Annotated in this window: 15 protein-coding genes; 6 read left to right on the top strand and 9 right to left on the bottom strand. The window is 70.7% G+C overall.

The features are described from left to right. Positions 1–1752 precede the first annotated feature (1752 nt). The 4 genes from ABD908_RS09340 (at position 1753) to ABD908_RS09325 (ending at position 7177) form a co-directional block, all read left to right on the top strand. Complete coding sequence (locus ABD908_RS09340; RefSeq protein ID WP_344994178.1) at positions 1753–3012, top strand: Fic family protein; 1260 nt, start codon at positions 1753–1755, stop codon at positions 3010–3012. Between the two features lie 9 nt (positions 3013–3021). Then, the gene (locus ABD908_RS09335; protein ID WP_344994175.1) at positions 3022–4896 is read left to right on the top strand and encodes an acetate--CoA ligase; all 1875 of its coding nucleotides are present in this window, start codon (positions 3022–3024) and stop codon (positions 4894–4896) included. Positions 4897–5038: 142 nt separating this feature from the next. Then, positions 5039–5959 carry a class I SAM-dependent methyltransferase gene (locus ABD908_RS09330; protein ID WP_344994172.1) on the top strand — a complete coding sequence of 307 codons (921 nt, stop codon included), beginning with the start codon at positions 5039–5041 and terminating at the stop codon, positions 5957–5959. A 216-nt stretch (positions 5960–6175) separates the two neighbouring features. Further along, positions 6176–7177, top strand: coding sequence for a ketopantoate reductase family protein (locus ABD908_RS09325; RefSeq protein ID WP_344994169.1), 1002 nt, complete (start codon positions 6176–6178; stop codon positions 7175–7177). Here the strand turns inward: ABD908_RS09325 and pknB are convergent, their stop codons facing one another. After that, a complete protein-coding gene (gene pknB, locus ABD908_RS09320) occupies positions 7178–9361 on the bottom strand; it encodes a Stk1 family PASTA domain-containing Ser/Thr kinase (protein WP_344994166.1) in 2184 nt (727 codons plus the stop codon). A gap of 137 nt (positions 9362–9498) precedes the next feature. Between pknB and ABD908_RS09315 the strand changes: the two genes are divergently transcribed. Continuing rightward, a complete protein-coding gene (locus ABD908_RS09315; protein WP_344994163.1) occupies positions 9499–9903 on the top strand; it encodes an Rv2175c family DNA-binding protein in 405 nt (134 codons plus the stop codon). Here ABD908_RS09315 and ABD908_RS09310 read toward each other — a convergent pair. Both ABD908_RS09310 and ABD908_RS09305 read right to left on the bottom strand, forming a co-directional pair. Beyond that, complete coding sequence (locus ABD908_RS09310) at positions 9872–11413, bottom strand: alpha-(1->6)-mannopyranosyltransferase A (protein ID WP_344994160.1); 1542 nt, start codon at positions 11411–11413, stop codon at positions 9872–9874. The two genes, ABD908_RS09315 and ABD908_RS09310, sit on opposite strands and share 32 nt — an antisense overlap. Before the next feature lie 187 nt (positions 11414–11600). Beyond that, positions 11601–12671, bottom strand: coding sequence for a polyprenyl synthetase family protein (locus ABD908_RS09305; protein WP_344994157.1), 1071 nt, complete (start codon positions 12669–12671; stop codon positions 11601–11603). 11 nt (positions 12672–12682) lie between these two features. Between ABD908_RS09305 and ABD908_RS09300 the strand changes: the two genes are divergently transcribed. Continuing rightward, positions 12683–13675, top strand: a complete 993-nt coding sequence (locus ABD908_RS09300) for a methylenetetrahydrofolate reductase (protein ID WP_425584363.1) — start codon at positions 12683–12685, stop codon at positions 13673–13675. 9 nt (positions 13676–13684) lie between these two features. Here ABD908_RS09300 and ABD908_RS09295 read toward each other — a convergent pair whose 3' ends face one another. The 6 genes from ABD908_RS09295 to secY all read right to left on the bottom strand — a co-directional run bounded on the left by ABD908_RS09295 (position 13685) and on the right by secY (position 20623). After that, positions 13685–14434 carry an LppM family (lipo)protein gene (locus ABD908_RS09295; protein WP_344994151.1) on the bottom strand — a complete coding sequence of 250 codons (750 nt, stop codon included), beginning with the start codon at positions 14432–14434 and terminating at the stop codon, positions 13685–13687. Between the two features lie 4 nt (positions 14435–14438). Then, on the bottom strand, positions 14439–16097 hold the full coding sequence (locus ABD908_RS09290) for a phytoene desaturase family protein (protein ID WP_344994148.1): 1659 nt from the start codon (positions 16095–16097) through the stop codon (positions 14439–14441). Continuing rightward, the gene (locus ABD908_RS09285; protein ID WP_344994145.1) at positions 16094–16774 is read right to left on the bottom strand and encodes a GNAT family N-acetyltransferase; all 681 of its coding nucleotides are present in this window, start codon (positions 16772–16774) and stop codon (positions 16094–16096) included. The genes ABD908_RS09290 and ABD908_RS09285 overlap by 4 nt, the downstream gene beginning before the upstream one ends. A gap of 1193 nt (positions 16775–17967) precedes the next feature. Continuing rightward, the gene (gene map / locus ABD908_RS09270) at positions 17968–18759 is read right to left on the bottom strand and encodes a type I methionyl aminopeptidase (RefSeq protein WP_344994187.1); all 792 of its coding nucleotides are present in this window, start codon (positions 18757–18759) and stop codon (positions 17968–17970) included. Positions 18760–18767: 8 nt separating this feature from the next. After that, a complete protein-coding gene (locus ABD908_RS09265) occupies positions 18768–19313 on the bottom strand; it encodes an adenylate kinase (RefSeq protein WP_344994140.1) in 546 nt (181 codons plus the stop codon). Beyond that, positions 19310–20623 carry a preprotein translocase subunit SecY gene (secY, locus tag ABD908_RS09260; protein ID WP_344994137.1) on the bottom strand — a complete coding sequence of 438 codons (1314 nt, stop codon included), beginning with the start codon at positions 20621–20623 and terminating at the stop codon, positions 19310–19312. The genes ABD908_RS09265 and secY overlap by 4 nt, the downstream gene beginning before the upstream one ends. Between the last annotated feature and the right edge of the window lie 136 nt (positions 20624–20759).

Here is a 20759-nt window from a genome sequence, read left to right as displayed (position 1 = left end):
GTCCCAACTCCTTGGCTCACAGAACGACATGGCTACGATCCGACTTCCCACACCGGTGCGGGCGCGACCGCGGGCGGCGGGGGCGCCCTGTGGCCCGCCGCGGACCTGGTGGCGAAACCGGGGGTGACGGGTGCGCCGGTGGTCGCGGGGTTGCACCTGCAGTTCGGTGCCGACACCGCCCGTGAGGTGGTGGTCACCTGGCACACCGACGGGTCGGTGACACGGCCGCGTGTGCGGTACGGGACCGCCGCAGGCGGCTTCGGCGCGAGCGTCGACGCCGAGACCCGCGCCTACACCGACGGGAAGTCGGGGCGGGAGGTGCAGGTGCACCACGCGCGGATCACGGGCCTGCGACCCGACACCGACTACGTGTACGCGGCCGGCCACGACGGCGCGCAGCCCGAGACCGGCACGATCCGTACCGCGCCGTCGGGCCGGGCGGCGTTCCGGTTCACCAGCTTCGGCGACCAGGGCACGCCCACCGTCGGGAAGCTCGACGGCACCGGGGCGTATGTCAACGACAATCTGGGCTCGCCGTTCGCGGGCGACGTCACGGCGGCGGTCGAGCGGATGTCGCCGCTGCTGAACCTGGTCAACGGCGACCTCTGCTACGCGAACCTGGCGGACGACCGCATCCGCACATGGAACGACTACTGGGTCAACAACTCCCGCTCGGCACGGTTTCGGCCCTGGATGCCCGCGCCGGGCAACCACGAGAACGAGAAGGGCAACGGTCAGATCGGCTACGCGGCGTTCCAGACCTACTTCACCGTGCCCGATTCCGGGGCGGAGTCCCTCGCGCGCGGCCTCTGGTACTCGTTCACGGTGGGCGCCGTGCGGTTCATCGCCCTGGCCGACGACGACATCTGCATCCAGGACGGCGGCGACAGCTACGTCCGCGGATACTCGGGCGGCGCCCAGAAGCGTTGGCTGGAGGGCGAACTGGCGAAGGCGCGCGGGGACAAGAGCGTCGACTGGGTGATCGTGTTCATGCACCAGACGGCGATCTCATCCGCGAAGGGCAACGGCGCAGACCTCGGCATCCGCCAGGAGTGGCTGCCGCTGTTCGACCGCTACCAGGTCGACCTCGTGCTGGCCGGGCACGAACACCATTACGAGCGTTCGCATCCCGTGCGCGGGACGCTGCCCACGGATGTGCTCACGCCCGATCCCGTGTCGACCCGCGACGACGTGGTGGACACGTCGAAGGGCACCGTGCACATGGTGATCGGTGGCGGAGGCACCAGCGCGCCCTCCAACAAGCTGTTCTTCCCCGGTGCGCAGTGTCGCGTGCTCACCGCGGTCGGTGCGCCGGATCCGGCGAATCGCGGCCGCAAGACGCAGACCTACGTGATGGAGCAGGCCGTGTGGTCGGCGTTCAAGGATCCCGCGAACGCCTACGGATTCTGCAGCTTCGACGTCGACCCCGGGTCGCCCGGCGGGCACACCACGATCAAGGGCAGTTACCACGCCGTCGTCGGGGCGGGGACGAAGGTCGTGGACTCGTTCACCCTCACCCGACCGCGCAGCGACCGGGAGTGACGGTGCCCGGGGTGCGTTCACGACGACCTCCATGGGACCGCCCTGATGATGCCCTGCCCTGCTACCGCGGCCGACTGGAGTTGGAGCGTGAGCGTCACGCTCCAACCCGAATGCGGGTTCAGTTGGAGCGTGAGTGTCACGCTCCAACTCGAGTAGCAACGCAGTATCGAGGCTCCAAATGAACCAGGGCTTCAGTTGTAAGTTGTCGGTGTGGACGGATCGAAGTTCATGGACTCGACGTTCGGCGGCGCGACGCGTGAGCCCGGCAACAAGCATGCGTTCACCTACTACCTTCCGAAATCGATCCCGCGTCAGCTCGACCTGTCGGCGAGTGTCGTCGGCGCCCTGTCCGACGCCGATGCGGCGCTGGGATTCCTCCAAGGGCTCGGCATGCTCATCACCGACCCGAGTCTGCTGATCGGCCCGTACCTTCGGCGGGAGGCGCTGGCAAGCTCCCGGATCGAGGGCACGCAAGCATCACTGTCCGACGTCTTCCAGTCCGAGGTCGACGTCGATTCCCGAAATGACGACACAGCCGAGGTCTCCCGCTACCTGCAGGCGACATACCAGGCATACGAACTGGCGAAGCGTCTCCCGCTCACCCAGCGACTCGTGTTGCAAGTGCACGAGACTCTGCTCACCGGCGTCCGAGGCGAGGAGAAGCTGCGCGGGCAGTTCCGCAAGACACCGGTGTGGGTTGGGCAGGCGGGAGCAACACCTGATACCGCGATCTTCGTACCGCCGCTGCCCCAGCACCTCGGCGACCTGCTCACCGACTGGGAGCGATTCGTCAACGACGACGGCAAGCAGCTCCCCGCGTTGATTCAGGCCGCCCTCATGCACTACCAGTTCGAGACCATCCACCCGTTCCTCGACGGCAACGGACGAATCGGAAGACTCCTGATCAACCTTCTCCTCATGGAGCGGGGCCGTCTCCCCCTACCGCTGCTCTACCTGTCCAACTACTTCGAGATGCACCGCGACGAGTACTACGACCGGCTCCAAGCCGTTCGAGAGCGGGCCGCGATCGATGAGTGGCTGACGTTCTTCCTCCGGGCCGTTCACGCACAGGCCCTCGATGCGGTGAACCGTTCGCGCAGCTTGATCGCGATCCGGGAGGAGTACCACCGGGAGGCCGTCAAGGAGCGCTCCAGCCTCGCGCGCCTCGTCGACGTCATCGTGCGCAACCCGTTCGTGACAGTGAAGTACGTCGAGGCGGAGCTGGCGCTCACGAATCAGGGGGCTCGGAACCTGATCAAGAACGCGGAGTCCCGTGGATGGCTCAGCAGCCTTGGTGCGCACGGACGTGGCGGCCGCGAGCTGTGGCACTCACCAGCGATCCTCGCCGTCATCGAGGCCCCGATGAGCTACCAGGCGTCGAGCAACCCGAGCTGGCCTCAGGGGTCTGCCCGTCCCACGGCGGTTCCCGGCACCGTCGGATCCGGCCCGACGGTGCCCGGCCGCCGGTAGTTTCGATGCATGGGTGCCTACGCCGACGAATACCGCCGCAGCATGATCGATCCCGCGGGATTCTGGGCCGAGCAGGCCACCGCGGTCGACTGGGTGACCCCGCCTCAGCGGATCCTCGACGACTCGCGCGCGCCGCTGTATTCGTGGTTCCCCGACGGCGAGCTCAACACGTGCGTCAATGCGGTCGACCGGCATGTCGCCGCCGGTCGGGGCGAGCAGGTGGCGATCATCCACGACTCGGCGATCACCGGCGAGGTCGGAAAGGTGACCTACCGCGAGCTGCAGGATCGGGTGGCGCGGTTCGCGGGCGCGCTGGCCGGGCTGGGCGTCACCAAGGGTGATCGGGTGGTGGTGTACATGCCGATGATCACCGAGGCGGTGATCGCGATGCTCGCCTGCGCCCGCCTCGGCGCGGTGCACTCCGTGGTGTTCGGCGGGTTCGCGGCCCCCGAGCTGGCCGCGCGGCTCGACGACGCGCGGCCGAAGGTGATCGTGACCGCCTCGTGCGGCTTGGAGGGCGCCAAGGTGTTGCCGTACCTGCCGCTGGTGCACGCGGCGATCGACGTCGCCGTGGAGGAGCCGGTGGCGGTGGTGGTCCTGCAGCGGCCGCAGTTGCATGCCGATCTGGGACGGCTGGACGTGGACTGGGACGCGATCGTCGCGGACGCCGAGCCCGCCGAACCGGTCACCGTCGCCGCCACGGACCCGCTGTACGTCCTGTACACCTCGGGCACCACCGGGCGACCCAAGGGGGTCGTGCGGGACAACGGCGGACACGCTGTGGCCCTTGCCTATTCGATGTCGGCGATCTACGACATCCGTCCCGGCGAGGTGTGGTGGACCGCGTCCGACGTCGGCTGGGTGGTGGGCCACTCGTACATCGTCTACGCGCCGCTGCTGATCGGCGCCACCACCGTGGTGTACGAGGGCAAGCCGGTGGGCACGCCCGATGCAGGCGCGTTCTGGCGCGTGATCGAGCGGCACCGTGTAGTCGCGTTGTTCACCGCTCCGACGGCGCTACGCGCCATCCGTAAGGAGGATCCCGAGGCGGAATGGCTTGCCCGCAGCGATGTCTCGTCGCTACGAACGTTGTTCATGGCAGGGGAGCGGCTCGACCCGGACACCTACGCCTGGGCGTCCGAGAAGCTGGGCGTGCCGGTGATCGACCACTGGTGGCGGACGGAGACCGGGTGGGCGATCGCCGCGAATCTGCGTGGGGTGGAGCCGATGCCCGTCAAGCCGGGGTCGGCGACGGTGACGGTGCCCGGCTACGGCGTGCGGGTGGTCGACGAGCAGGGGGCCGATGTGGCCCCGGGAACCGAAGGTGCCGTGCTGATCTCGCTGCCGATGCCGCCCGGGACGCTGCCGACGCTGTGGGGCGACGACGAACGCTTCGTCTCGTCCTACCTGAGCGCCTTCCCGGGCAACTATCTGACGGGTGACGGCGGGTATCTGGACTCCGACGGCTACCTGTTCGTCATGGGGCGCACCGACGACGTGATAAACGTTGCGGGACATCGGCTCTCGACCGGATCGATGGAGGCCGCGATCGCGGCGCACCCGGCCGTCGCCGAGTGTGCGGTGATCGGCGTGGCGGACTCGCTCAAGGGGCAGGTGCCGCGTGCGCTGGTGGTGCTCAAGGCGGGCGCCGCCGTGTCCGCGGAACAGGTGCAGGCGGAGGTGGTCGCGCTGGTCCGCGAGGCGATCGGCGCGGTCGCGGCGCTGCGCGAGGTGGTCGTGGTCGCCGGGCTGCCCAAGACCCGCTCGGGCAAGATCCTGCGCCGCTCCATGCGTGCGCTCGCCGAGGGGCGTGACGAGGCGCCACCGTCGACCATCGAGGACCAGGCCGTGCTCGACGCGCTGCGGGGCGTGCTGCGCACCTAGGGCGTCTGCGGACTGCCGCCGATTCGTGGTCGCGCACTCTCGATCAGGCGATGCGAAGTTCGATCGACCAACGGTGCCTCGGCGTAGGGTTGGATCCGAACGAGGGCCTGACCGGTGGCCCCTGGAATGCGAGGTCTCAGCGATGCGGTCCGAGGGCGATACGTGGGACATCGTCAGTAGCGTGGGACGAACTGCTCTGGGGGTGGCGACGTTCCGCGCGATAGAGGCCGAGAGGCCCGATGCGTTGATCCGGGATCCCTTCGCTCGCTGGTTCGTCGAGGCCACCGGCGATCAGCAGTTCCTCGGAATGCTGGCCGACCCCGACTCCATCGACCAGCGGAACTTCTTCCCCCGCACGATGGGACCGCGGACGAGATTCTTCGACGAGTACTTCGAGGCGGCTTCCCGGGCAGGGTGCCGACAGGCGGTGATCCTGGCGGCCGGCCTCGATGCGCGTTCGTATCGGCTCGACTGGTCCGAGGGGACAACGGTATTCGAGATCGACCAGACCAAGGTGCTGGAGTTCAAGGACGGCGTGCTCGCCGACCACTCCGCTGCGCCGAAGGCCGATCGCCGGACGGTGGCGGCGGATCTGCGCGACGACTGGCCCGCGGCGTTGGTCGCCGCCGGCTTCGACCCGTCCGTTCCTACCGCGTGGTCCGCGGAGGGACTGTTGCCCTACCTGCCTGGGGCGGCGCAGGATGCGCTGTTCGAGCGGATCGATGCGTTGTCGGTTCCGGGTTCGAGGATCGCAGCGCACGGCGGTCCGGGCGGAGCCGAGATGCAGCGTCTCCGCGAGGCCGCGCGGCAGCACGTCGACCGGGGCCCATTCGGCGGCACCGCACCGTTCGATCTCTGGTACGACGACGAGCGTGCCGATCCGGTGCAGTGGCTCACCGAGCGGGGCTGGACGGTTGAGCGTACGGCGATGGACGATCTGTTCCGGAGCTACGGGCGTGCGGTTCCGCAGCTGCCTGCCGATCTGGTCGAGGTGTTCGGCGAGTTGCGGAACCGGATGTCGTTCTGGACTGCGGTCAAGGGCGCCGCGCCGGCGGACTCGTAGCCTGCGATTGGTGGCGAGTCCGCCGCGCACCCGAGCAGCCGATAGGGCGTGCGCGTCTACGGGTGGTCCCGGGGGTGGGATACGCCCGTCGTAGTCCCGGCGGATCAAGGGCAACGGGACGAGTTCGTGCGATCGGGCGGGACGATGCCCGTGGTCGTCCGCCGGAGCAGGGGCCGCGGTGCCGTTGCGGTCGCGGGATGATGTTTGATGGACGGTGTGACGAACCGATACGTGATCATCGGCGCCGGCGCGATCGGCGGAGGAATCGGCGGGTTGCTGACCCGGAGCGGGGTGCCGACGGTGCTCGTCGCCCGCGGCGCGCACCTGGACCGCATGCGAGCGGATGGCCTGCGGATCCGCACGCCCGACACGGACGAGACCACCGCGGTCACCGTCGCCGGCTCGCCCGCGGACGTCGAGCTCACCGACAGCGACGTCCTGGTCTTCACCACGAAGACCCACCAGGTGGAGGCGGCCCTGGCCGAGTGGGCGGACGCGCCGGTGGGCGATCGCACCGCCGGTGAGGCACTGCCCGCACTGATCGCGCTCAACGGTGTCGCGGCCGACCGCCGTGCGCTGCGCTGGTTCTCGCGCGTGTACGGCGTGTGCGTGTGGATGCCCGCGGTGTACCTGACGCCCGGCGAGGTGATCGTCCGCGCCGCGCCCGTGCACGGGATCCTGCACACCAGCAGGGTCCCCGCAGAGGCGACCGACGACGCCGATCGGGCGCTGCTTGCGCGTATCGCCGCGGACTGGGCGCCGGCCGGCCTGGAGGTGCCATTGCCCGACGACGTGATGCCGTGGAAGTACCGCAAGCTGCTCAGCAACCTCGGGAACGCGGTGCAGGCGCTGCTCGGAACGATGGATCGCGAGATCGCAGAGGCGGCGCGGTCCGAGGCGCAGCGGATCTACGCCGCCGCGGCGATCACGATGAACTCCGAGGCGGATGAGCAGCGTTCGCGGGAGCGGCTGCAGGTCCGGCCCGTCCCGGGCGCGTCACCGGATGCGCTCGGCGGATCCACCTGGCAGTCGATGAAACGCCGTGCCGGCTCGAGCGAGGCGGACTTCCTCAACGGAGAGATCGCCTCGATCGCCCACGGGCTTGGGATGCGGGCACCCGTCAACGCCGGGCTCGCGCGGCTCATGCGCCAGGCGAGTCGCGCGGGGACCGAGCCGGGGGCGTCGACGGCAGACCAGCTGCGGGCCGCCCTGGAGTGATTACGGGATCGCGGTGATGGTGACGGTGCCGCCCGCGGCCACGCGGCTGCCGCCGCCGGGGGACTGCCAGATCACCTGTGAGCTGTCGGAGCTCAGCAGGCTCTGCACCTTCACGGCGAGGCCCAGCGCCTCGAGCGTCTGCCGCGCCTCGCGGACGCTCATCCCCGTCACGGACGGGACCACGATGTTGGTGGCGACGGTGAGCGTGACGTGGTTGTTGGACGGGTCCACGCGTGTCCCCGCGGCGGGGCTGGTGGCGGTGACCACGCCGCCGCCCGAGCTCGACGACGAGTCCTGCGGCGCCTCGCCTACCAGGCCGGCGTCGGTCAGCGCGCTGAGGGCGTCCGGCGTGGACTTGCCGGTCACGTCGGGCACCGTCAGCGCGTTCGAGAGCAGCAGCGTCACGCTGCCACCCTGATCGACCTGGCCTGACGGGTCGGTGCCGATCGCCTGCCCGGCGTCCACCCCGGGGTCGAACTGCTGGCGGGTACCCGACACCGTCAGACCCGCGGCGGTGAGCGCGGCGCGCGCGTCGGCCTCCGAGTCGCCGCGCACTTCGGGGATGGTGACCGGGTGGTTGCCGGCCGAGGCGACGACGGTGACCGTCGACCCCACCGCAACACGCGTGCCGGGGGTGGGGGACAGGCCGATCACGCCGCCCTGCGCGATGTTGGGGCTGAACCGGCTGGGGCCGTGCACCGGCTGGAGGCCGCGGCTGCGCAGTAGCGCATCGACTTTGTCCTCCGAGTCGCCGGCCGTGAACTGCGGCACGACGGGCCGGCCCAGCGAGTACTTCAGATGCACCGATGAGAAGCGGGTCACCCGTGTGCCCGGCGCCGGGTCGACGCCGGTGACCGTGTCCTCGGTGATGTCGTTGCTGTAGCTGGGGTCCTCCACGACATCGAGGCCGGCATGCCGGATCGCCGACTCGGCAGCCACCTTGTCGAGCCCGCTGATGGTGGGGACCGTGGTCCACCGGCCCGCGCCGAGCCACCAGCCGCCTATGGCCAGCAGGAGTGCGGCGATCGCGATCAGTGCGACCGCGATGTACGTGCGGGTCCGGCGGCGGCGCGGTGGGGCCGCGGGCGGCAACTCCTCGGGGAACGCGGTGCGCATGGTCTCGGCCCGGGTGTGCCGTGGACCGGGAACGGCCACCGGCGGCCCGACGGGGACGGGGCCCGCCATCGGCGCTCCCAGCGCGGCGGTGGGCCCGGGGGCGACCATGCCGGTCGGCTCCGCGGCGCCGGGGATGTGCGGCTGGTTGCGCTGCGCGTCGTACAGGCCCACGGCGGCGCGTTGCTCGGCGCTCGACCGCGGTGCCGGCACGGTGAACGCGGGCAGGTGCAGCTGCTCGGCGACGTCGGCGAGCGCGTCGGCCATGGCCTGGCCGTCGGCGTAGCGATCCCGGGGGTCGCGGCTGCAGGCGCGCGCGACGAACGCGTCGAGCGCGGGGGGCACGCCCGCGATAGCGCGGCTGGGCAGGGGGACGTCGTTGTGCAGGCGCTGGTAGGCCAGCGAGATCGCGGTGTCTCCGGTGAACGGGACGTCACCGGTGAGCAGCTCATACACCATGATCCCGGCCGAGTACACGTCGGAGCGGGGGTCCGCCACGCCCGACTCCACCTGCTCGGGGGACAGGTAGGCCGCCGTGCCGAGGATCACCGACGAGCTGGTGACCGACGCGGCCGCGATGGCGCGCACCAGGCCGAAATCGGCGATCTTCACCTCGCCGGCGTCGGAGATCAGGATGTTCTCGGGCTTGACGTCCCGGTGCACCAGACCTGCGCGGTGCGCGGTGCCCAGCGCGCCCAGCACGGGCGCCATCACGGCTGCGACGGCGTGCGGCGGCATCGGTCCGCGCTCGCCGAGCAACTCGCGCAGCGTGCCGCCGTTGACCAGCTCCATCACGAGGAATGCGAGGTCGCCGTCGACGCCCTGGTCGTACACCGCGACGAGACCGGGGTCCTTGAGCTTGGCTACGGACCGCGCCTCGAACTCGAAGCGGGCCACGAACTGACGGTCCTCGGCGTATTTGGGGTCCATCACCTTGATCGCGATCGGGCGGTCGAGTCGCAGGTCCAGGCCCATGTACACGGTGGACATGCCGCCGCGCGCGATCACCGCGTCGATCCGGTACCGCTGCTCGATACGGACGCCGATCAGGCGGTCGCGGGGTGCGTTCACCTTCTCCTCGTCCCTCCTCGCTGGGTGTGCCGACAGTTCAGACTACCGACAGCGCGACACGATTCCGCCGTCGCGCCCCGGCGGCGCGGGTCATGGGCCGCGGGGCGCGACAGCGGCGCGTCGGTAGGCTGACGCGCGTGAGCGCTATTCCCTATGTGGATCCCTCCGTCGTCCCGGCCGACGTCCCCACCCATACGGTCGAGGCCGTCTCCCGGCATCTCGGAGTGTCCACCTCCAAGGTGCTCCAGATGGTCCGCGACCACGAGCTGATCGCCGTGCGCCGCGACGGATCGCTGTGCGTGCCCAAGGTGTTCTTCGCCGAGATCGACGGCCGGTTCGCGGTGGCCAAGCACCTGACCGGCCTCATCCGCCTGCTACACGACGGTGGTTACTCCGACTCCGACGTGATGCGCTGGCTGTTCACGGTGCAGTCGGACCTGGTCGGCTGGGGCGGCCCGGCGGAGGGCGCCACCCCCGCCGACACCCTGCACACCGACGGTGCACGAGAGGTCATGCGGAGGGCCCAGTCGCTGGCGTTCTGACGGTTCCATCCTCGGCCGGCAGGGGCGCCAGCCCCAGCGCGGGGCGCAGACGCAGTGGGTCCGGCCGGAGCAGTGACCAGCCGGCGAGGACTCCCAGCGCGGCGGCGAGCAGCACGTTCCACCACGAGTAGAGGCCGATCGAACCCGTGGGCATGAACACCGCCATCACCCACGTGACCAGGCCCGCGACGATCGCCATCGTGCGCCGGGACAGCACCAGCCCACCCGAGACCGCGAGCGGCCACGTGTAATACCAGGGCAGCGAGGCGGGGGAGAGCAGGCACACGGCGAGCAAGCCGACGACGATGCCGGTCAGGTTGCGACGCTCGTCCTGGCGGAACCGCCACCACGCCCACACGAGGGTCACCGCGAGCAGGACCACGCCGACCGACCGGGTGACCGCGAGGATCGGCGCGAGGTGCAGGTGCACGAAGGGCGAGCACACCCAGGCGATGAGCTGCGCTGTGGCGGTGGGGATCGAGATGTAGTTGATGATCTTGATCGACCCGGACAGCGCCGCGAGCCAGCCGAGGCCCACGCCCGCGATCAGCGAGAACGCCGCGAAGACGGCCGTGAATATCAGCACGGCGATCGCGGCGACCCGGGCGAAGTCGAGCACCGGACTGGGCTGATGCGCATCGGAGCGACGGTCGGCGCGGACGTGGTGCAGCCACATCCACACCACGAACGGCAGCGCGATCCCGGCGGTGCCCTTGATCGCCACGGCCACCGCGAGCACCGCGACGCCCGCCACGTGTTTTCGGTCCAGGACGAGCACGATCCCGGTCAGCATGAGGCCGACCATGAGCAGCTCGTTGTGCACGCCGCCCACGAGGTGCACCACCAGGAGGGGATTGAGCACCGCGAACCACATCGCCACCTCGGGCCGCGCGCCCATCCGGCGCGCCAGCGCCGGAACCGCCCAGGCCAGCAGCAGGAGGCCGGGCAGCATCACGAGCCGCAGCGCCATCGTCCCGGTCATCACGTCGTCGCCGCACAGCTGCGTGACCAGCCGCGCCAGCATGATGAAGGCCGGGCCGTACGGCGCGGTGGTCGTGGTCCAGATGCCGCTCACGTCGTCGAGGATGGGGTTGGGGTCCACCACGGGACCCACGTGGTACGGGTCGAAGCCGTCGCGCAGCAGCGCCCCCTGCGCCAGGTACGAGTATGCGTCGCGCGAGTACAGCGGGACCGCGAACAGCAGCGGCACCACCCACACCACGAGCGTCCAGCGCAGCTGGGCGAGCGACACGCGCCCGTCCAGGGTGCAGCGGCCCAGCCGCACCCACGACAGCACCAGCAGCGCGATCCCGATCCAGAAGGCGATCGAGCTCAGCATCAGGCCGTGGCCGAACCGCAGCCACGACAGGTGCGCGTCCTCGAGGGCCACGTCGTGCACCCGCACCGCTGCCGCGCCGAAGCTGCCGAGTGTCGTCAACACGGCCCCGAGGCAGCCGGTGACGGTCGGGCGCCCGTCCCGGGAGCGGAGGAAGTCGCGGAAACTGCTCACCCGCGGATTGTAGGCGGCAGGCCCGACAGGTTCTGCCGCAGCGAGGAACGAGTGGAGGTAGCAACCTGTCGCATCGGTACCGACAGGTTCTGCCGCAGCGAGGAACGAGTGGAGGTAGCAACCTGTCGCATCGGTACCGACAGGTTCTGCCGCAGCGAGGAACGAGTGGAGGTAGCGGCCGAAACCGTCACGCTCTGCGGTCGGCGAGCTGCGAGGCCAGCGCGGACAGCACCGCCCGCGCGGAGTCCGGCACGTCCAGCGCGGCGACGGCGGCCGTGGCTCGTGCGGTCAGGGCGGCGATGCGCTCCTCCGCGGCGGCGACGGCGCCTGTCTCCCGTAGTGCCGCACGGGCCTGCTCGACACCGTCGTCGGCCAGGTCGGTGCCGACCAGGCCGCGCAACCGTTCGGCTGCGGGGCCGCCGGCCGCCAGCGCCGATGCCAGCATCGGCGTCCGCTTGCCGGACCGCAGGTCGTCGCCCGACGGCTTGCCCGTCACGGCCGGGTCGCCGAACGCGCCCAGCAGGTCGTCGCGCAGCTGGAACGCGACGCCCACGTCCACGCCGATGGCGCGCAGCGCGTCGACGGTGGCGGGGGCCGCCCCGGCCAGCGCCGCGCCGACGTGCAGCGGACGCTCCACGGTGTAGCCGGCGGTCTTGAACCGCACGACCCGCTCGGCGGCTTCGGCGCTGGTGTCGCCCGACGCCTCGTTGACGATGTCCAGGTACTGGCCGCCGAGGACCTCGGTGCGCATAGCGGCCCAGGCACCGTCGGCGCGCGCGTAACGTTCGGGCTCGAGGCCGGCACCGCGGTACATGTCGTCGGCCCACGCCAGCGCGAGGTCGCCCAGCAGGATCCCGGCGGCCTCGCCGAACCGGTCCGAGGAACCGCTCCAGGCACGCTCGGTGTGCTCGGCGGCGAACTCGCGGTGGGTGGTGGGGAACCCGCGGCGAGTGAGCGAGGCGTCGATGATGTCGTCGTGGATCAGGGCGCAGGCCTGCACGAATTCGAGTGACGCGCACGCGCGGCGCGCGGGCCGGGAGGCCGGGTCGCCGCTCCCGGCCAGCCAACCGGCCCAGGCGAACGCCGGCCGGATGCGCTTACCGCCGCGCAGCACGAACCGCTCCAGCCCCGCGACGGCCCTGACGAACGTCGGGCCGACCGATGCCACCAGCTCGCGGCGCTCGGCGAGGAACGCCTCCAGCTCGGGCACGACCGCGGCGGCGATGTCGGCGGGGGTGGTGTCCGGCTGCGGGGGCATGGGGGAAAACTATGCTGGTCGGCGTGACGGAACAAAACCGGGACCCGGGTGTCGAGGCGGTCGCCCCCACTGTGGGTGCGCGGATCCGAGCCCAACGCGCGGCCGGGCGGGTGCCCTTCTCGCTCGAGTTCATGCCGCCCCGCGATGCCGCGGGCGAGGCGCGGCTGTGGCGCGCGCTGCGCACCTTCGAGCGGCTCGACCCTGCCTTCGCATCGATGACCTATGGCGCCGGTGGTTCCACCCGCGAGCGCACCGTGCGCGTGACCGGCGAGATGGTCGAGACCACGCAACTGCTGCCGGTGGCTCACCTGACCGCCGTGAACCACAGCGTCGCCGAGCTGCGCGGCTTGGTCGGCGCCTACGCCGACCAGCGCGTCCGCAACCTGCTCGTGCTGCGCGGCGACCCGCCCGGCGACCCGCTCGGCGACTGGGTCCGCCACCCGCAGGGCGTCGCGCACGCGGCGGAGCTGGTGCGTCTCGTGCGCGAGCTGGGCGACTTCACCGTCGGCGTCGCCGCGTTCCCCGAGGGGCATCACCGCTCGCCGGACCTCGCGACCGACACGCGCTTCCTGGTCGAGAAGCTGCGCGCCGGCGCCGACTACTCGATCACCCAGATGTTCTTCGACGTCGACGACTACCTGCGGCTGCGCGACCGCGTCGCGGCGTACGACGCCGAGCAGGGCGCCAAGCCGATCATCCCCGGCATCATGCCCATCACCTCGCTGCGCAGCGCGGTGCGGATGGCGGAGCTGTGCAACGCCAGGATCCCGGACGCGATGCGCGCCACCCTGGACGCCGCCGCCGGCGACGGCCCGGAGGAGAACCGCGCGGCCGTCCGCGCCGCTGGTATCGAGATCGCCTCGTCGATCGCGCGCCGCCTGATCGATGAGGGCGCGCCGAGCCTGCACTTCTGCACCCTCAACTTCGCCCGCGCGACGTCCGAGGTGCTCGCGAACATCGGCATCATCCCCGCCGTGGCGCCGACGGTGGCCACCCGGGCCTGACTGCGACGGTCAGCGGTGCAGCTTCTGCCGCAGCCGCTGCGAGAGCTCGAGCAGCGACTCCCCGGCACCGTCGGCGCCCGGCCTGGGCGAGCGGTCCCGCTGCGTGTACGCGATGGCCCCGACGACGACCGCGACGAGCAGACCGACGAAGGCGCAGATCCACGACCACTTCGTGAACGCCTGGATCGACGGGTCGGCATAGTGGGCTTCACTCGTGAGGTTCGCCGACGAGCCGCCGTTCACGGTCCAGGTGACGGTGTCGTCGCTGTCCTGGCGGCCGTTGGTCGCGGTGACGGGGCCGGGGAACTGCACGGACATGATCACCGACGCGCTGTTCGTGGCCAGCGAGCTGAGGTCGATCGTGCCCGACAGCGCCACTACGGAGCCGGTGCGTGCCACCGTCGCCTTCATCGATGCGTCCGTATCGATGAACGACTGGGACACCACGTCGCCGAGCTGGTTGAACTGGCCGAAGGTGAGCGGCCCGAACGTCATCTGCGTGCCGGCCTTGCCGGCGGCGTTGTAGTCCGCGACCGACGCGAGGCCCTGCAGGTCGCCGGGCACCGACAGCTGCGGGCCCTTCGGGTCGGCGGCCGGGACCTGCGCGGCCACGATCTTCCCGTACACCCGGTCACCGCCCTGCGGATCGGGTGCGCACGCGCTGAGCGCGGGTGCGCACACCATGAACAGGAGGACGAGCACCGCGGCTATCCGGCCGGGGGAGCGTCGGGCTGAGGTGAGGCGATGGTTCGCGGGCACCCGCCTATCGTGCCAGCCGCGCGGCCGCACCGGCGAACACTCCCCGCGCGCCGCGCCGAGCGATGCCGCGGCCGGAGCGCCGCAGGTCGTGTTCCAGCAGCCGTGCCGCGGACCTTCCGCTCGCCCCGTTGACGCCTCCGCCGGGATGCATCGACGCCCCCGCCAGGGCGAGCCCGGGGGCGCCCGGGACCCGCTGCGCGGCCAGTTCGGGGGTCGGGCGGAACAACAGCATGTCGTGCAGCGCCATCTCCACGTGCATCACGTTGCCGCCGATCAGGCCGAGCTCGGACTCGAGGAGGTCCGGGGTCTGGATGTACCTGTGGGTGACAGACGCGGACAGCCCGGGGGCCCAGGCGTCTGCCTCGGCCAGTACGCGGTCGGCCTCGCGACCGGCGATGTCTGGCCACCTACTGCCGTCGGCGAGTCGGTAGGGATGCCACTGCGCCCACAGGGTCACGTTGTGCGCGCCGGGCGGGGCGATCGATGGATCGAGCGTGCTGAACGCCATCGAGAGCACCGCCGGACGGGTAGGCGGCAGGCCCGCGAGCATGTCGCCCCGGGTTCGGGCGAGGTGTGCGCGGTCGGCGGCCAGGAGGCCGAGGCCTGCCTGATCGGCCGCCGCGATGCCGGGAAAAGCGGGCATCGCGTCGGTGCCCAGGCGCAGCACCATCCCGACGCCGCGGCCGACCTCGATACGTCGGCGCCATGCGGCTATCCGCGTGGCGTCGTAGCCTCCGGCGGCGAGCAGGTCCAGGGTGGCCAGGATGTGGGAGCCGGCGAGTACGGTGCGGGCACGGACGGTGCCGCCGGCCGTCGTGACGAGCCACCCGGCACCGTCGGGCGCGAGGGCGGTGACGGGCGTACCGAGCCGCACCACGGCACCGTCGGCGGCGAGGCGGGTCAGCAGCGCTGCCGTGAGCGCCCCGCTGCCGCCGATCGCGCGGCCGGGTGGCCGCACGTGCATGAGCGCCGCGAAGCCGACCATCGGCGCGGTACCGGGCTCGCTCATGGCCGGGCCGGACTGGGAGCCGAACCACGCGAGCGCCGCGCGGAGCCGCTCGTCGTCGAAGTACTCGTCGAGCAGCGAGTCGCCGGACTGCAGGAACGCGTGCGACATCCCGACGACGGTGCGCGACAGGTTCGCCCGTATCGAGTGGCCGTTCGGCACCCGCCCCCGCGCGGGCCAGAACGCCCGGCCGAGGTGCGACGGCGACGGTGGCGCCCCGAACGCCGTCATCATCGCCCGTGCCCGCGGCAGCCAGTCCCCGACGAAGCGACGGTAGGCGGCCGCGTCGCGGGCCCCACACGCGCGGGCGATGGACTCGCAGGTGGCGTCGAGGTCGACGCGGAAGAGGATCGGCGGGACGCCGCGTGCTCCCGGCGGCGGGGGAGCGAACGCCCACGGATCGCAGTCGAGGTAGGTCAGCCCGTATCGGGACAGCTCGAGGTCGTCGACGATGCCGGTGTGCCGGATCATCAGGTGTGCGGACGAGCCGCGGTCGATTCGGAAGCCGGGGAACCGCTCGACGGTCGAGACCGCGCCGCCGGGGACGGTGTCGCGTTCGAACACCGTGACGGAGCGGCCGGCGCGGGCCAGGTATGCGGCGCCCACCAGCGCGTTGTGACCCGAGCCGACGACCGCGCAGTCCAACTCGGCGGTCACGGGCGCGGCGGGGTCGGGTGTGGTCGGAGCGGGCGGGGCTCGGCGGGGCGGGACTCGAGGGGAAGCGGGCGGCCGAGGACGGCGAAGGGCCGCGGGTCGCCGGAGAACCGGAAGTCGCGCAGTACGTCGGTGAACCCGAAGGTGCGGTACAGCCGCCAGGCGCGGTTGGACTCGCCCTCGACCTCCGGGGTGGACAGGAGTACACGCGGTTCGGAGCGGCCGGTGAGTAGGGCGGTCAGCAGGCGCGCGCCGAGGCCTCGGCCCTGCGCGGTGGGGTGTACGTGCAGCTCGGTGAGTTCGAAGTACTCCCTGGACATGTCGTCGATGACGGCGGGTGCGTGTCCGCGCTGCCGCAGGCCCAGCCGCAGCTGGTGGTTCCACCACTGGTCGCGCTCGCCGCGGTAGCCGTAGGCGACGCCGACCAGGTGGTCGACCGGCCCGGTCGCGGTGGGCAGCTTCGCCAGCGCCCCGAAGGCCGAGTAGCCCGTGCGGGCCAGGTGCTCGCGCCACATGGGGCCGCGGTGCACCTCGGTCCCCTGCGGGTAGTTCATGGCGCTGACGTAGATCTGCAACGCGGCCGGCAGCCACAGCGTCGCGTCCTGCGGCGACAGCGCGACGATCCGCGCGGCGGCGTAGTCGCCTCCGGTGGCGGGCGCCCCGGGTGGCGCGTCGTCCACGGTTCCCCCTCGAATAGGTGCCCTTGACGTGTCGGTGACCCACGCTATATTAGAGGGTGTCGAATGAAAGTTCGATCACTGAGGATCTGATTCGAATCACTTCGAACCGGTTCGACGTGGCCGGCGGCCTGGCACGAGGCGAGGGAAGCGCTACGTGTCAGACCCGTCCGGTAGACCGACGTATGGGTCCGCACGGGCGGTGCGGATACGACTCGAGCGGCGAGGCGCGGGCGGGAGGAGCGGACATGGTGGAGACGGTGACGGCGTTCGAGGCCGACCGCGCTGAGGTGCGGGACGGTGCGGCGGCGCGCGCTGCGACCGTCCATGCCGCCGTCGCCGGGCGGCCGGGCGCCCAGGGCCGGCCGGGTGTGGCGGAAGTCGGATCGTAGCCATGTCGTTCTGTGAGCCAAGGAGTTGGGACTAGTGGTTGTCTTCCTAAGACCGCTTGGCCTCCGACTTGTACAGCTCGCGGCGCGCGCGGGCGTATGCCTGCTGCCGCTCGTCGGGCGTCGCACCGGCGTCCACCGCGACCGCGAGCAGCCGCTGGGCCCGGGCGAGCCGCTCCTGCTCAAGGGCGTCGAAGTCGCCGCGCCGCCGGCGGTGGGCCTCCTGCTCGGCGATGTCGAACGCGGTGGCGTACGCGTGTACCGCCTCGCGGTAGTCGCCCAACGCCTCACGGGAGTCGAGCAGCGACTCGGGCGGCTGGGGGCGGAGCAGGTCGGCGCGATGGCGGGCCTTGTGGAACTCGACGGTAAGCGGCTCCCGCATATCGATCATCATCGGGAAGTCGAGGATCGTCGCGAGGTCGGTCTCGTAGCCGAACCAGCGGTCGTCGACGGTGTCGTGCTCGGCCACGGTCTTCGTCAGCTCGCGCCGCGCGGTCTCCCGGTCGACGCGACCCATCCCCTTGGCCTTCGCGAGCTCGGCCTTCGTGGCCTGCTTGATCCGATACCGCTCGAGGCGCCGCTGGGCACGGCGCTCGTTCCACGCGGCGACGCCGCGCACGGCGCCCCCGATCGAGCCACCGAACACGAAGAGCAGCCACCAGTTGTTCCCGAGTGCATGCATGATCGCGTCCACGCATTCCAGGATGCCACCGGCGCCGGATACGCATCACCCCACATGAACCTGTGCACCCTTCCGTCGGTCGACGGAAGGGTGCACAGGTTCGGTTCTACGGGCGCAGCCAGCGGCTACGGGCGCAGCGTGAGGATCCGCGGCCCGTCGGCGGTGACCGCCACGGTGTGCTCCCAGTGCGCGGCGCGGGAGCCGTCGTCGGTCACCACGGTCCAGTCGTCGTCGAGCACCGTGGTGGAGGCGGTACCGAGAGACAGCATCGGTTCGATCGCAAGGGTCGAGCCCACGACCAGTGCAGGCCCACGGCCCGGCTTGCCCTCGTTGGGAAGGAACGGGTCGAGGTGCATCTCGCGGCCGATGCCGTGGCCGCCGTAGCCGTCGACGATCGCGAGGTCGCGGCCGAACCTCCGGGCCGCTGCGTACGTCTCGGTCTCGATGGCGTGCGACACGTCGGTGAGGTGCCCGCCCTCGAGCATCGCGGCGATGCCCGCCTCCATAGCGAGTCGAGTGGCCTCGGACAGGTCCGCGTCGGCCTCGGAGAGCTCACCCACGCCGAACGTCCACGCGGAGTCGCCGTGCCAGCCGTCGAGGATGGCGCCACAGTCGATCGACACCAGGTCGCCGGCGGCGAGCACCGTCGCCCGGTCGGGGATGCCGTGGACGACGACCTCGTTGACCGAGGAACAGATCGATCCCGGGAAGCCGTGGTAGCCCTTGAAGGACGGCGTCGCGCCCGCACCACGGATCACCGCCTCGGCGACCTCGTCGAGTTCGAGCGTCGACACGCCGACCCGGGCGGCGTCACGGACGGCGACCAGAGCCGCCCCGACGACGGCGCCCGCGGCGGCCATCGCATCGAGCTCGCCCGCACTGCGGAACGGAACCGTCTTCTTCGGCCGGAAACGCACCACCGGCGTCAGGCGTCCAGCTTCGCCACGACGCGCCCCAGCACCTGGTCCACGTCACCGACGGCGTCGATGCGCGTGACGAAGTCGCCGTAGTAGTCGAGCAGCGGCGCGGTCTCCCGCTCGTACACGTGCATCCGATTGCGGATGACGTCCTCGGTGTCGTCGGCACGGCCGCGGGCCAGCATGCGCTCGACGACGGTGTCCTCCGAGATCTCGAACGAGAGCACGGCGTCGAGCTTCTCCGACCGGTCCGCCAGGATCTCGGTGAGCGCGTCGGCCTGCTCGGTCGACCGCGGAAAGCCGTCCAGGATGAACCCGTTCACGGCGTCGGGCTCGGCGAGGCGCGACCGCACCATGTCGACGGTGACGGACGACGGCACCAGGTCGCCCGCGTCCATGTACTTCTTGGCCTCGATGCCGAGCGGGGTCCCCGCGCTGATGTTCGCGCGGAACAGGTCACCGGTCGAGATGTGCGGGATCCCGTACTTCTCCGACAGTTGCTCCGCCTGCGTGCCCTTGCCCGCTCCGGGGGGGCCGAGAATCACCAGTCTCACTTCAAGAACCCTTCGTAGTTGCGTTGCATCAGTTGGCTCTCGACCTGCTTCACCGTGTCGAGGCCGACGCCCACCATGATCAGCACCGATGTACCACCGAAGGTGGCCGCGATGCCACCACCGTTGACACCCGACAGGAACAGGTTGGGCAGGATCGCGATGATACCGAGGTACAGCGACCCGGGAAGCGTGATCCGCTGCAGCACATAACTCAAGTAATCGGCGGTGGGCTTGCCCGGCCGGATGCCGGGGATGAAGCCACCGAACTTCTTCATCTCGTCCGCGCGCTCTTCGGGGTCGAAGGTGATCGCGACATAGAAGTAGGTGAAGAACACGATCAACAGGAAGTACACCAGCACGTGCACCCAGTTGCCAGCGTTACCGAGGTAGGTCTGGATCCACTGCTGCCAGCCGGAGACCTGGTTGCCGTTGGACAGCAACTGCACCAGGAGCGTCGGCAGGTACAGCAGCGACGACGCGAAGATGACCGGGATGACGCCGGCGGTGTTCACCTTGAGCGGCAGGTACGTGGACGACCCGCCGTACATACGTCGGCCCACCATCCGCTTGGCGTACTGCACCGGGATCCGGCGCTGGCCCTGCTCGATGAACACGACCGCCACGATGATGATCAGGGCGGCCACGAGCACGAGGCCCAGCACCAGGCCGCCGCGGCCGTCGAGGATCTGCTTGCCCTCGGCCGGCAGGCGCGAGGCGATGCCCGCGAAGATCAGCAGCGACATGCCGTTGCCGACGCCGCGCTCGGTGATCAGCTCACCCATCCACATGACGACGCAGGCGCCGGCGGTCATCACGAGCACGATCACGGAGAGCTGGAAGATCGACTTGCTGACGAGGATCTCCTGCTGGCAGCCCTGCAGCAGCTGACCGCGCGATGCGAGGGCGACGATGGCGGTGGACTGCAGCACTGCGAGCGCGACGGTGAGGTAGCGCGTGTACTGGGTGAGTTTGGCCTGCCCCGCCTGCCCTTCCGTGCGGAGGGTCTCGAAGCGTGGGATCACGACACCCAGCAGCTGGATGATGATCGATGCCGTGATGTACGGCATGATGCCGATCGCGAAAACGGACAGCTGCAGCAGCGCGCCGCCCGAGAACATGTTGATCAGCGAGTAGATGTCGGCGTTGGCGCCCTTACTGATCTGGTCGATGCAGGCGCTGACGTTCTTGTAGTTGACGCCGGGAGCCGGAAGCGTCGCGCCGAGCCGGTAGAGCACCAGGAGGCCCACGACGATCAGGATCTTCCGACGCAGATCCGGCGTGCGGAAGATCGGGACTAGGGCGGAAAGCACACATCCTCCTGGCCACGGGCAGTAGGTCTTCTAGCCCGAAGTTGCTTGGTCAGTTGCAAACGTCTGAAACTCTAACAGCCGTTCCCGATCCGGCCGCTCACGGAGCATCCCCGCCACCCGATCGGGCAGGCGGCTA

Origin of the sequence: Tsukamurella soli (genome assembly GCF_039541155.1) — a bacterium.
GTDB lineage: Bacteria > Actinomycetota > Actinomycetes > Mycobacteriales > Mycobacteriaceae > Tsukamurella > Tsukamurella soli.
This window is presented reverse-complemented; position numbering and strand designations above follow the sequence as displayed.

Excerpts from the sequence above, each read along its gene's own strand:
- ABD908_RS09335 (WP_344994175.1), top strand. The coding sequence starts at position 3,022 with ATGGGTGCCTACGCCGACGAATACCGCCGCAGCATGATCGATCCCGCG.
- ABD908_RS09330 (WP_344994172.1), top strand. The coding sequence starts at position 5,039 with ATGCGGTCCGAGGGCGATACGTGGGACATCGTCAGTAGCGTGGGACGA.
- ABD908_RS09305 (WP_344994157.1), bottom strand. The coding sequence starts at position 12,671 with ATGCCCCCGCAGCCGGACACCACCCCCGCCGACATCGCCGCCGCGGTC.
- ABD908_RS09300 (WP_425584363.1), top strand. The coding sequence starts at position 12,683 with ATGCTGGTCGGCGTGACGGAACAAAACCGGGACCCGGGTGTCGAGGCG.